Origin of the sequence: Salmonella sp. 2020_1395 (genome assembly GCF_043848115.1) — a bacterium.
Lineage (GTDB): Bacteria > Pseudomonadota > Gammaproteobacteria > Enterobacterales > Enterobacteriaceae > Salmonella > Salmonella enterica.
Map to the genome: position 1 here is coordinate 26,467 of NZ_JBCMFH010000005.1, position 12,748 is coordinate 39,214.

The window sequence follows — 12,748 nt, forward strand, 5'->3', positions numbered from 1 at the left end:
TGGCCATTGTATTTGAAGGTCGGGAGGAGGTTATTTCCTCCCGATATCCTTCCAGTATATTAGCTAAGATCCCGAGATACTTTAAAAACCGTTTTCTGGTCGTTTTCTGATATCTCGGTTAAGAGATTTTCACGCGCCAGGGTACGGAGGTCATTACGCGCTGTGTTATCCGATACGCCCAGTGCCTCCGCTACACCTGCTGCGGAATATTTCTTACCAGGCTCCGCCAAAATGATATTGAGTAGTGTGACTTGTCTTCCGCTCAGCCGCGATAAACTCCCAGATTTATACAAAAAATGGTCAATTCGGGCCGCGCGGGCAACCAGGTCGTCTACATACTGTAAGAGTCTTGTCATAGCCCGATGGATAATACTGGCCTGATATTCAAGGTAGTACGTCAGATCCATATCATCGGTTTCAGTGTACTGGTAGCTGTGGGCATATTTGGCCGGGGCGGCATGTAGTAACTGGCTGATCGAGATATATTTAAACACGTCGTATTCTGATTTCAGCATGTACCAGTAAAATAGCCCACGGCTTGTACGCTCGTTACCGTCTCTGAAAGGGGGCTCGTGAGCGATCATGAAGTGAAGAACGCAGGCTTTTACCAAGGAGTGAACGTAGGATCCTGTGTCATTTACGAAGTCACACACCATTTGCAGACGCACCTGCAGGTCGGTGGCGGCTGGCGGTTGATGAACAATGTTACCGTCATAATCTGCAATCACCACATCATCGGTGTCGCGGAATTCTCCAGGACGGTATTTTTCGTCATTTATTCCACCCATTCCAACGGCATGGAAACGGCGGATTAAGTCTGGTGTTAATGGTTCCTGGAGCAGATCTGGTATTTCGGCCATCAACCGCGCATTACCAGCGATCATGTGTTCATCTTCGGTACGGGGGGCTCTGCTACTTTCAAACATGTCGCGCGCGACAAGCGTAGTTGTGTTAGCGCCTTCCAGCTGTGATGAGGTGATGGGCTCTTCCATGCTTAGTGCTGTTAACTCTTTCCCTGCCCCTGAGTCTGGCGGTGAGTTCTTTGAGCGTCAGCCTTGTGGCGTGCTTGTCCACCTGTTCACACACTGACATGATGTTAGGTGTAAGGACAAAGCCAGCCTGATCGCCTGTTTCGTTGCGATAATGGATCCGTTGCATAGCTGAGCCACGCGCGCGCCGCGTAAGCGTCCAGGCGATAGAGACATTTTCTCCGCTGGACGTACGGCGGCAGAATTCGTCAAACGGAAGATAGCGGCCTTTATCGTCCGTCACGCGGCTGTAGTGTTGGTTGAGTTTCAGATCCACTCCGTTAAGTTGGGACAATGCAATAAGTACCGGTGATCTTTTGATTGACATGTTGCTATCTCAAAATTTGATGAATTTGAGTTATACAGACCGCCACTTAAAACTATCTCAATTTTCCTTTTTTTGAGATAGAACGTTCCCTGTGAAGACATGATAATTTATAGGTATCCCTATGCTTCAATCTCTGAACCACTTAACGCTTGCTGTCAGTAATTTGCAAACTAGCCTGACCTTCTGGCGCGATTTGCTGGGGTTGCAGCTACATGCTGAGTGGGATACTGGCGCTTACCTTACCTGTGGCGACCTTTGGGTCTGCCTTTCTTACGACGTATCCCGTAACTACGTGGCCCCGCAGGAAAGTGACTACACCCACTACGCATTCAGCATTGCGCCAGAAGATTTTGAGCCGTTCTCGTGTAAGCTGAAACAGGCGGGAGTGACGGTCTGGAAAGACAATAAAAGCGAAGGGCAATCTTTCTATTTTCTTGATCCGGATGGCCACAAGCTGGAGCTGCATGTGGGAGATTTAGCATCCCGACTGACGCAGTGCCGGGAGAAGCCTTACTCTGGAATGCGTTTCGGGCCTGGAAAATAATCACGCAACTTTGTGATCTTCCACGCAGTATTCAATTTTATGTCCCATTTTGGGGGCAAATCCCCAAACTAAAACCTCACAACCCATTAATTTTCAATAGATTAAATGAAAAGGCGAGTCCGGCCTTCGCACCAGGAGCATGTAAATGGACCTCAACTGAGATCTTTTTTATGTCTAAAATCCAGAAGTTACCTACCTTTCTCGGTTGAGCGCTGTGTTTTTTCCGTTGTTATCAGCATGCTAACCGTCAGGACAGAGCCGATAGACAAAAAGTATGTCTGCAATAATGTCTTGAATGTACATATAGTTGCGAGCATCATCGCAACTATGTGCTCATGAATTCTTCAATGTAATGACCTCTGACAAAACCCTAAAGCAAGCGATATCAAATATTACTATTTGGCGCAAAGGCGAACAGCGAGCGCCGCATAAGCCGTTATTGCTGTTATATGTCCTCTCGCACTATCGGCAGAGTCACGATCGTCTATTTGATTATGGTTCTGAAATTCATGAGCAATTGCTGGATTTGTTGGAGCGCTATGGGCCACAGCGCCGTGAACAGCGCCCGGATATGCCGTTCTGGCGTTTGAAGGGCGATGGTTTCTGGGAATTGCAAAACGCGGAATTCTGCTCAACCAGCGGTAGCCGCCAGCCACCTAAACGTGAACTCATTGAATATAATGTTGCTGGTGGGTTTGATGCCGTCAATTTCGCGCTGGTAACAAAAAAACGTAAGCTAATCGACGCGCTGGCGCAGCAGATCCTTGAGGCGCATTTTCCGACCAGTATTCAGGAAGACATCGCTGACGAGATGGGTTTTGATATTTGCACCTCTCTCCGTCAACGCGATCCGAAGTTCCGCCAGGCGGTGCTACGAGCTTACAATTATCAATGTGCGGTCTGCGGCTTCAATATGCGCCACGACAACGCCCCTATAGCCCTTGAAGCAGCCCATATCAGATGGAAGCAGCATCATGGTCCTTGTGAAGTACCTAATGGCCTGGCGTTGTGCGCAATTCATCATAAAGCGTTCGATCGTGGTTCGATTGGCTTGGATGAAAATATGCGTGTGGTGGTTTCCGACGCGGTGAATGGTGGCGGAGTGGTACAGCGGCTGTTCTGGGATTTTGCGGGGAAAGAGATCGCGTTGCCGCAGATGAAAGAAAATTATCCGGGTGAACGGTTTGTGGAATGGCACAAGAGGGAGGTGTTCAGAGGAGGGCATTGATCTGGGGGAGTATTTTGAGTGTGGTATACGTTATCTGTTAAAAATAGCTCCACATCAAAAGCATCGAAGTAATCGGCCACGGTTCTCGCACTATGGTCTGTAGCGCGCTGGTGGAGTCACACCTGTGGTCAAGCGGCGCGTAGAGCGCCAGATGAGCCATCATGAGCGCAAGCGGAATTTATGAGGCGCGGCATCTTAAAGAGCACGGGGAGATTGTAAGTAGCCCGATATTGTTGGCTTTTGCTTAGCTTGCTGACGGGATTCGTCGTATGAAACATGAAAATTACCTCATGTTTTATATAAGGATTCGACACTATATCAAAACCGGTAACTCTCAATCTTTCAAAGCTATGTGTCAGATCAGGTCGTGATAATACACGTAAATTTAAAAATCTATATCTGGCCAAATAGACTTTTTTATAACAGCTTTATAAATTAAACAAATCTGCCATAGAGACAGATTTGTTTAATTTATAATTAGAGGTTTGCAACGTTATGATATACTTTTTGCACATCATCATCATCTTCAAGGGCATCAACAAGTCCTTCAAAGATTTCTAAATCTTCTGGTGAAAGTTCAACTTCTGATTGAGCAATCATTTCTAATTCTGTTGTTGAAAATTCAGTAATTCCAGCTGCTTTTAGCGCTGCGATTCCTTTATGCAGGTCTGTAGCTTCAGTATAAATAACGATGTTTCCTTCTTCTTCGGTTACATCACGAACATCAACTTCAGCATCAAGCAAAATTTCAAAAATATGGTCAGGGTCTGTTCCTTTAAATACAATTACTCCAGTATTGTCAAACATATAGCTGACAGCACCTGCCGCTCCGATATTCCCGCCTTTTTTATTAAAAATTGTGCGGATATTAGCAATCGTACGGTTAACATTAGACGTCAACGTTTCAGCGATAACCATTGAACCATTTGGTCCAAAGCCTTCATAACGCCCTTGCACGAACGTTTCATCTCCGCCACCTTTGGCTTTATCAATGGCTTTATCAATAACATGTTTTGGAACCTGTGCCTGTTTCGCACGTTCAATAACGAATTTTAAAGCTGAGTTTGATTCCGGGTCTGGTTCACCTTGTTTAGCCGCAGCATAGATTTCTACACCAAATTTTGCATATACTTTAGACGTTGCACCGTCTTTAGCCGTTTTTTTAGCAACAATATTTGCCCATTTACGTCCCACTGGAAACATCTCCTCAAAAAATTATTTACATTAATGGCAGGTTAATAACCTGCATATTTTTCTATCGTATTATATCATAATATATAAATTCTCGTCTATGAGAAATAAAAACATCCAGCTTTTACGAGGGATTACTTTGATTTTAACAATAGCTAATATGGTGGATAAGTCCTTTTCTGATTTTCTTCCGGTTCTTTTTTTATTTTTAATAATTGAATCGCAGCAATAACGTCTTATTGATGGTGATTTCGCTCATCAGGTGAGGTGGAATGCTTGCACGTCTTGCGACATATTGTGGCAGAAACTTAATGGCGAAATTAAGAGCCTATCCCATTAGGGCTATTTTACTTGCCATTTTGGACCTGGGCAGTGCTCAAAATCCTCACGTACTACGTGTACGCTCCGGTTTTTGCGCGCTGTCCGTGTCCAAACTGGCTGCGCCAATAACGCCTGGTGGGATAGTCTCTAAGACGATATATTCCCGCCTTGAGCCGTGTTAATTTGTTGCATACTTTTAAACGGAGGTATACCTCTTGTAGGCTATACCTCCTGCTTCACGTTATCGCGCGATTAACGCAAATACGCCCCAGCCAAAGTATTCTCGCGTCCAGGTGACGTGACGTTTGGGGGCTACCGTCAGTTCTGTTCGAACCTCTTGCGCAAACTCATCGTCAGGGTTTTCCTCCAGCCAGCGGCGCATGGTCATCCACTTCGCGGCTTCATATCTGTCCCAGCCTTGCGGGTCCGCCAGCACCATTTCCACTACGTCATAGCCGAGTTGGTCGAAAAAGGCGACCAGCTCGGGCAGGGGACGAAAATCGGCGACGGATGAGACGCCACAGGCGTGGGCGATCTCTTCCGTTGCGGGAATCTGACGCCAGTACGGTTCACCGATGAGAATGATCCCGCCAGGTTTGAGGCTTTTGGCCAGCAGATCTATTGTCCCCGCGACACCGCCCGCAATCCAGGTCGCGCCTACGCAGGCCGCCACGTCATATTTTTCCTCGTCGATATAACCGGCCGCGTCGTTATGAATAAAATGTACGTATTCACTGACGCCGAGCTCTTCTGCACGTTGTTTTGCCTGTGTGGTGAAGAGCGGGCTTATGTCAATGCCAGTACCTGTAACACCGTAATCGCGAGCCCAGGTGCAGAGCATCTCACCCGAACCGCTACCGAGATCGAGAATCCGTGTGCCTGGTTTCATGCGTAACGCATGGCCCAGCGTGGCGTACTTTTCCGCTGTAAACGGATTATGGATACGGTGTTCGCTTTCGCTAATGGTAAAAATACGTGGGATATCCATTGGGTTATTCCTTTTACTGAGGGCTATTCCCTCAGCGGGAGGGGCTTTTTCAGCCAGCAGCGCAAACAGCTTGCCTGCAAAAGTCTCGCCGACCGGCCAGGTGTGACTGTCCGGGCGCTGCAACACAGTGAAGCCAGCATCACCAAGCAGGCTGATATATTCATCATCGCGCCAGGCCTTCATTTGACTGCCGAAACGGGTGGTACAGCCGTTTTCCGCTATCGCCCAGAACTGCGTTGAGCTGGTTTGGGCCTCTTCATCCCAGGCATTTTCCGTTAACAGCAGATGAGGCATGGCAAGAAACAGGCCGTGCGGACAACGCTGCCAGCCTGGCTGCGCCATGCCCTGGCGTTTAACTTCATCAAAGGTATGCACTTCAACAAGCAGTTTGCCGTCCGGTTTCAACCACTGCGCGCAATGACTGATGAGGCTTTGCGCATCCGCAGCGCTAAAGACATTCAGTTCCCCAAACGTCATCATAATGAAATCGAAAGGTTCCGTGGGGTGGTATGTACGAATATCCTGCTGAATGTAGTCAATATTCAGGTTTGCGGCTTGCGCCTGCTGGCGAGCCCATGTGATGGATGCCGGAGAGAAATCTACGCCTGTGCAGTGAAACCCACGCTCCGCTAACAGGCGGGTATAAAAACCGGGTCCACAGCCGAGATCCAGAATGCGGGCGCCACCGGGTAACTGACGGGTAATCCATGTTACCTGTTGCTCAATCACGGTTAGCCGGCGGCTGGCCCAGTCGTGGTCCTGCGACAGATGATTTTCCAGCATGCGTTGGCTGAAGGCTGGCTCGTCCCAGGGGATTTTGCCTTCATCGGGTAATAGCCGAATGCGATGCGTTGCAAAAATAACGGCGCTGATATCCATCATCATCTCCTTAGCGATTATCAGGCTGGGCGCGGACGTTGTTCAGCCCGGTTGTATTAATGCGGTAGGGCTGACCGTTAACGGATTTGATCAGCTTTTTGGTTTTGAGTTTTTTGAATACAGCGAGCGTGCAATCGGCGAGCAACAGCCCTTCGCGGCTATAGCACTCAACGGCGGTGACACGGCCTGACGCATCGCGGATGTGCGTAATGCGTCCGCCTTTGGCGAGAACGTGTAAGGTACGTTGTTCCTGACGGGATAAATTCATGCTGAAGAACCTGTTTAATCATCATAGGCAAAACGTGCAAACACACTGCGGTGTCCGCATTCGATTTCGGCACATTGATAATCAGTCCGGCCTGAAAAGGTCGGAGAACTGATTATCAGATGATGACATTCTCCAGCATCAAAGCCTCGGGTTGAGTTGAAAGGTATTTACGTCGTGAATGATAACACCTGATTTCTGTAAGTGAATAACCGGGAGTGAAAAGTGTGATCTCAAAGGGAGGATCATGCGTTTAGTAAGTCAGTTGAATAGATCCCGCCGCTACCATAATGAATATTGATTAAACTCATATACCCGATAATGGCCGCTTTGATAATCTCGGCGTATCTTTTTAGCCATTGACAGGGTTGTTGCGTTGGAAATCTTTTTTTAACCCACTGAAAAATATCACTTAAATATTTTTCATACATAAACATTTATGGTCCGCTGAGTTCGGATCCGGTTTTGTATGGGTTAAAAAAGGTACGTTATGAAAGTCATATGGACTGTCACTCCTGTGGGGTATCAGCGCATAGCGAAACGTTGCCCTTCATGCAGCGTAAAACGGGACTTCACGCCTTCTGGGGCATTTCGGGTTAATTCGCAAAAGAAGGTACTCGATGTCTGGAGTATCTATAAATGCACACACTGCGATTACACCTGGAATATCTCCCTGTTCTCGCGCCTGCCAGTCAGCAAAATTAACCGCGGTCTTTATGGCCGACTGATGGCGAATGATGCCGCCACGGTGCAATATTTTGCTTATGACAACGCGATCCTGAAGCGAAACAATGCTGAATTATCGGGGCAGCCTGATTTTCACATTCAGGAACGGTGGCTGGTCAGTATCGCCTCCCACAAGCAGGTCAGTGTTAGCGTCAGGATTTCCCGTTCTTTTCAGGTCAGCCTGCTGTCGATTTTGAAGAAACAACTCCTGTTAAGCGCAGCCGAAATCAAGAGACGGATTGAAACAGGGCAAATAAGTGGCGTCACGATGAAAATGCTTAAATCGCGAAAACTGAAGAATGCGAAATATGATTTGCAGCTCTCAGTTGAAACACTGTATGACCGGCGAAGGATTGTTCTGACCCGTCGATAAAAACAATAAGCTCACCTTACGTTTAAGTGTGCTGGTATGGCAACGACGCAACGGAATGAAAGAAGGACTAAGGGACAGGTGAGCTTTAGTTGAATAACCCTTGTCTGTGGCATTCAGTGAAGACTGAATGCCATGGATAATCCAGATTTTCGCACCAGTGATGATCAGCAGAATGACAAAGGGCGATGGATTACAATTATCTGTAGAGTAAATAAATATTCACGCAACACCATTAAAAAATAAGAAAAAATGGCTCACTGTTGAGCTGATATTAATACCTGAACCACTGAATTAGAGTAATGTAGCGCTATTCATAGCGTAATTTTTTCTGTTGCGGTTACAGGGGGAGGAATGCACACCTTTAGACCATACTCACTAAGGCATAGCGATCTGTTATATGACGATATTCCGTTAGAAATACGCGAGCAAATAATCTTATTGATTATCAATACGCTAGGAAATTGCTCCTCTTTTTATGATATGACATTATACTGCTATCATAATAGTCATTCTGACGAAGTTTATCGAAGAATATGTAAAACGTTGCGCAAAGAGTATGGCTTATTCACCTTATATGCGCATTCAACGTCATATCTGGATGAAATGAGTAATCTGTTATTAAAAACAGATGATAAAAGAAAGCATATTGATACCATTGAGCTTGCTTTTAACTATATAGATACCTACCTTCGAACCTATGAAGTTACGCTTGGGTTAGAACCGGATAAGGCGATTAGTGAATTAAACAATATATTTCATGAGCATAGTTTAAAATATCGCTATGAAAATGGTAGAATTGTAAGGTTGCGCAGAATAAAACGGCTTAAAAACATATGTTATTATTTGTACTCTCCTGGAGAGTATGGCTTTGTCGAATATGATCTTATGGAAGCGTATAATCGCCTGATACTTAATGATTTTGCCTGTGTTGTAAAGGAATGTCATGCAGCCTTCAGAAGCGTTCTTCTCAGAATTCATGAGAGAAAAGGTATCGTATATCATGAACAAGATAGTTTAAATACACTAATGGCTAATCTGATGGCGAGAGGCGTTATATCTGCTGAATATGTACATAAATTTCATTTTTTAAGTAACGTGCTGGAGTCAGAAATATTTCTGCCAATGACGCCAGAAAAATCGCATCATCACTACACAATGATGCTCCGTATCTCTGAAGAATTGGCCTGTAGTATTTATTATCTTACTGAGCGGAGTATATTCTTTCTTACCCAGCGGGCTGAAGAAGATGGTGTCGCGCCATAATAATGATCGCGCTGTCGCTCAGTCAGACTGGATTATCGTTATTTAAATTTGTTCAGACGTCGGAATTTTTTGTTCTGCCGTCTGTTTTTTTAGTGATGAGCTGTTCAGTGCAATAATAAGGGGTACAGTACGATGACTGATTTTTAAACTGAATATCATCTGTGTCGCATTTACTCATGGGTATTGGGTCAGGGAGAGAGAAGAATGAGTACTATTTTAAAGCCTTTTTTATTGGCGGTAACCCTGATGTTAATCTTAATAAGGCCTGGCTTTGCAACGGAGGATGGAGCGATAACCATGGTTAAAACCTACAGCGCTTATGACTATTTGCAGACTCGAGCGCGGTTGATGCACGCTGTCGCCGATCACGGTCTGGTGTTATTTGGGGAATTTGACCATGCCAGAGCGGCACAGAATGTTAACCTGAAAATGCCGCCGACAACGGTTCTGGTCTTTGGCAATCCTAAAGGCGGAACGCCTCTCATGCTGGCGCATCCCGAACTGGCGCTGGATTTACCGTTTCGGGTGCTCATTAGCCAGCAAGCCGATGGGCGAACGTTAGTCAGTTATCATCCCGCTGAAACGCTGCAACGTTATGGTCTTGATGCCGCAGACATACAGGCTTTGAAAAAACTGGAACAGCTCGTTGAAAAAAGTCTCCACTGAAGCGGAAAATCTGGCTTCAATCGGGCGATGTGTTTGCACGAGTGATGTCGCGAATAAATGCGGTCACATCGTCCATTACCTGATGCGATAAGGCGGCATCGAAGGTGGCGCTATCAGCATCACAGAACCCGTGCCGCGCATCGTACATTTTACACTGCACCCGGGGGCGCTTTTCCAGCGTCTGTCGCATGGCGAGGGGATCAAACGCCGGCTCATAACGCGCGATAATAACCAGTGTCGGACAGCGAGGCGCAAGATGAAGGTACTGGCGTATACGGGAACCGTAATAGCAAATGACGCCATCGCATAACCCACTGGCTGCACTTAGCCATGCGAGCGTTGCGCCGACACTATATCCTACGACGATTAACGTCTCATACTGCGTTCTGAGCTCGTGGAGTAATGTGGTAACGACGGCGGGATCAAAGCCGACATTTGCTGAAAAGTGACGGTAAGCCTCCTCCTGCTGTTCATAGCGAAAGGGGGTATGGTGAGGAAACAGCGCGGGAATATAGATGTCGAATCCGCGCGTCATCCATTCATGGCCTGCGCGTTGGATATGAGCGTTAATACCATAAATTTCATGCAGAATAATCGCTGCCCGGCGATGGCGGCTCGACAGACTGGAGGCGTTGCTTCCCCCGGATACGCCTGGGGCGAAAAACACGGTGTCTTTTATCATAACGCGTTCTTGATACAAAGAGAGCGGCTGGATTTTCGCCGATCACGCTATGTCAGAGGCGTTGTTCCTGTCAATGTACAGACACATTTTATGGCCTGATTTTTGGTTGATAAATTTTATATTGGTAAACCAATATGCTGTTCATATTCAGGCATCAGGGCTAAAGGTGGAACATCAGTCGTGTATTGTCTATTGCCTTTCCTTTTATCTGGCCTCACTAGCGAAACGGGGCGCATTATTATTTTGTTGGTTGACCAGTTTCGCGTTTTTGGTGTGCTACGCGTGCTATCCCTCTTTACAAATGCTATAGTCTGATACCGGGAAATCGCATCGGACGGGCACGACCAATATGAAATCAAACACTTCTCAGCAAAGACCTTACCAGGAAGTGGGCGCAATGATACGGGATCTGATTGTTCAGACGCCGTACCGCCCTGGGGAGCGCTTGCCGCCGGAAAGAGAGATCGCTGAGAGGCTCAATGTGACGCGTACCGTCGTGCGTGAAGCGCTGATCATGTTGGAAATTAAAGGTCTGGTTGAAGTCCGCCGCGGCGCCGGGATCTACGTGCTCGACAGCGCGGATAATAACGAGATGGAAGGCGCTGACGTCAATCACTGTAATGACGCCGGGCCGTTTGAACTGTTACAGGCGCGTCAGTTGCTGGAAAGCAATATCGCTGAATTTGCCGCTCTGCAGGCCACCCGCGAGGACATCATTAAAATGCGCCAGGCGTTACAACTGGAAGAGCGAGAGCTCGCCTCCAGCGCGCCGGGCGGCTCAGAAAGCGGCGATATGCAGTTTCATCTGGCCATTGCCGAAGCGACCCATAACAGTATGTTGGTAGAGCTCTTCCGCCAGTCCTGGCAATGGCGTGAAAATAATCCGATGTGGCTCCAGCTTCATAGCCATCTGGGCGATACGCTTTACCGTAAGGAGTGGCTGGTTGATCATAAGCAGATCCTCGCGGCGTTAATTAAGAAAGACGCCCGCGCAGCGAAGCTGGCGATGTGGCAGCACCTGGAAAACGTGAAGCAGCGTCTGCTGGAGTTTTCCAATGTTGATGACATCTACTTTGATGGCTATCTGTTTGAGTCATGGCCGCTGGACAACGTTGATGCCTGATTATACCTGGAATAGCGTGGGCAGACCCAGTCCACGTTTTACTTCCTGTAGCGTCTTTTGAGTGACCTCATGCGCCCGCTCGCTACCTTTTTTCAGCAATTCCATTAGCATTCCCTTATCTGCAATAAAGGTTGCCCGTCGTTCGCGTATGGGCGCGATCAGTTCTTGCAGGCAGGTCTCCAGCTCATTTTTACAGACACGGTCGCCTAATCCGCCTTGTTGATAATGTGCTTTCATCGCCGCGACTTTGGCTTTATCCGGATGAAACGCATCCAGCCACGTAAAGACGACGTTACCTTCTATTTTTCCCGGATCGCTAATTTTTAAATGATTGGGATCGGTGTACATCGCGCTGACCGCACGGTGGATGGTCTCTTCGCTGGCGGAAAGAAGCAGGGTATTGCCGAGCGATTTCGACATCTTGGCGCTGCCGTCAATGCCTGGCAGACGGCCCGTATCGCTCAGGAGCGCCTGACAGGGTCGCAATACCGGCGAGGAGAAAAGACTATTCATCTTATGAACGATCTCATTCGTTTGCTCAATCATGGGCAATTGGTCGTCGCCAACCGGTACCATTTCGGCCTTAAAGGCGGTGATATCTGCCGCCTGGCTAATGGGATACGCCATGAACCCGACCGGCAGGGAACGGGTAAAGCCTTTTTGGGCAATCTCATTTTTTACCGTAGGATTACGCTCCACTCGGGCGACGGTAACAATATTCATATACAGCACCGTTAATTCGGCGAGGGCGGGTAACGCGGATTGCAGGCAGATCGTCGTTAGCGCGGGATCGATGCCGACGGCCAGATAGTCAGCTAACACTTGCGGAATATTATCGCGGATTTTTTGCGGATTACTGCCGTTATCGGTGAGTCCCTGCAGGTCGGCAATCAGGACATACTGTTGGTGATACTGCTGTAGCGCGACGCGCTGGCGCAGTGAACCGACATAATGGCCGAGGTGCAGCGAGCCAGTGGGGCGATCGCCAGTCAGAATGATAGGAAGGGTGTTCATTAAGGACTCCTTTATGCTTACTATAAAGCCGAAAGACGTCCCGAAACACAGTAGCCGCCTTTCGGCGGCTACTTAAAGAGGGATAGTGATCCGTGCCGCCTTCAGGAAAGCAGCCACCAGCGGAGATGA

General features: G+C 47.6%; 11 protein-coding genes and 1 pseudogene. 6 read left to right on the plus strand and 6 right to left on the minus strand.

The window, feature by feature from the left end:
* Positions 1-59: 59 nt before the first annotated feature.
* Positions 60-1,356, minus strand: a pseudogene (locus tag ACH0WD_RS09470) (Fic family protein).
* Positions 1,357-1,477: 121 nt separating this feature from the next.
* Here ACH0WD_RS09470 and ACH0WD_RS09475 point away from each other — a divergent pair.
* Positions 1,478-1,900 carry a fosfomycin resistance glutathione transferase FosA7.2 gene (locus tag ACH0WD_RS09475; protein WP_000941935.1) on the plus strand — a complete coding sequence of 141 codons (423 nt, stop codon included), beginning with the start codon at positions 1,478-1,480 and terminating at the stop codon, positions 1,898-1,900.
* Positions 1,901-2,252: 352 nt separating this feature from the next.
* Positions 2,253-3,128: a phosphorothioated DNA-binding restriction endonuclease gene (locus tag ACH0WD_RS09480; RefSeq protein WP_000199890.1), complete on the plus strand. Its 876-nt coding sequence runs from the start codon at positions 2,253-2,255 to the stop codon at positions 3,126-3,128.
* Positions 3,129-3,605: 477 nt separating this feature from the next.
* Here the strand turns inward: ACH0WD_RS09480 and ACH0WD_RS09485 are convergent, their stop codons facing one another.
* The 3 genes from ACH0WD_RS09485 to ACH0WD_RS09495 all read right to left on the minus strand — a co-directional run bounded on the left by ACH0WD_RS09485 (position 3,606) and on the right by ACH0WD_RS09495 (position 6,775).
* Positions 3,606-4,322 carry a YebC/PmpR family DNA-binding transcriptional regulator gene (locus tag ACH0WD_RS09485; protein WP_000532939.1) on the minus strand — a complete coding sequence of 239 codons (717 nt, stop codon included), beginning with the start codon at positions 4,320-4,322 and terminating at the stop codon, positions 3,606-3,608.
* Between the two features lie 559 nt (positions 4,323-4,881).
* The gene (locus ACH0WD_RS09490) at positions 4,882-6,513 is read right to left on the minus strand and encodes a class I SAM-dependent methyltransferase (protein WP_077905762.1); all 1,632 of its coding nucleotides are present in this window, start codon (positions 6,511-6,513) and stop codon (positions 4,882-4,884) included.
* Between the two features lie 4 nt (positions 6,514-6,517).
* Positions 6,518-6,775 (minus strand): YjhX family toxin, encoded by a 258-nt coding sequence (locus ACH0WD_RS09495; protein WP_001054380.1) that lies wholly within the window; start codon positions 6,773-6,775, stop codon positions 6,518-6,520.
* Between the two features lie 487 nt (positions 6,776-7,262).
* Here ACH0WD_RS09495 and ACH0WD_RS09500 point away from each other — a divergent pair, with 487 nt between their 5' ends.
* From ACH0WD_RS09500 to ACH0WD_RS09510, 3 genes are all read left to right on the plus strand, one after another.
* Positions 7,263-7,871 (plus strand): DUF1062 domain-containing protein, encoded by a 609-nt coding sequence (locus ACH0WD_RS09500; protein WP_000864870.1) that lies wholly within the window; start codon positions 7,263-7,265, stop codon positions 7,869-7,871.
* A gap of 351 nt (positions 7,872-8,222) precedes the next feature.
* On the plus strand, positions 8,223-9,134 hold the full coding sequence (locus ACH0WD_RS09505) for an STM4504/CBY_0614 family protein (protein ID WP_000556763.1): 912 nt from the start codon (positions 8,223-8,225) through the stop codon (positions 9,132-9,134).
* Between the two features lie 204 nt (positions 9,135-9,338).
* Complete coding sequence (locus ACH0WD_RS09510; RefSeq protein ID WP_001654330.1) at positions 9,339-9,800, plus strand: DUF302 domain-containing protein; 462 nt, start codon at positions 9,339-9,341, stop codon at positions 9,798-9,800.
* Positions 9,801-9,816: 16 nt separating this feature from the next.
* On the opposite strand, the gene ACH0WD_RS09515 is transcribed toward ACH0WD_RS09510, so the two are convergent.
* Positions 9,817-10,482, minus strand: a complete 666-nt coding sequence (locus ACH0WD_RS09515; RefSeq protein WP_000588696.1) for a dienelactone hydrolase family protein — start codon at positions 10,480-10,482, stop codon at positions 9,817-9,819.
* A 349-nt stretch (positions 10,483-10,831) separates the two neighbouring features.
* Between ACH0WD_RS09515 and uxuR the strand changes: the two genes are divergently transcribed.
* Entirely contained in the window at positions 10,832-11,605 is a 774-nt protein-coding gene (gene uxuR, locus ACH0WD_RS09520; RefSeq protein ID WP_000841654.1) for a Uxu operon transcriptional regulator, read from the plus strand.
* On the opposite strand, the gene trpS is transcribed toward uxuR, so the two are convergent.
* Complete coding sequence (gene trpS, locus ACH0WD_RS09525) at positions 11,606-12,619, minus strand: tryptophan--tRNA ligase (protein ID WP_001094623.1); 1,014 nt, start codon at positions 12,617-12,619, stop codon at positions 11,606-11,608.
* Positions 12,620-12,748: the final 129 nt, after the last annotated feature.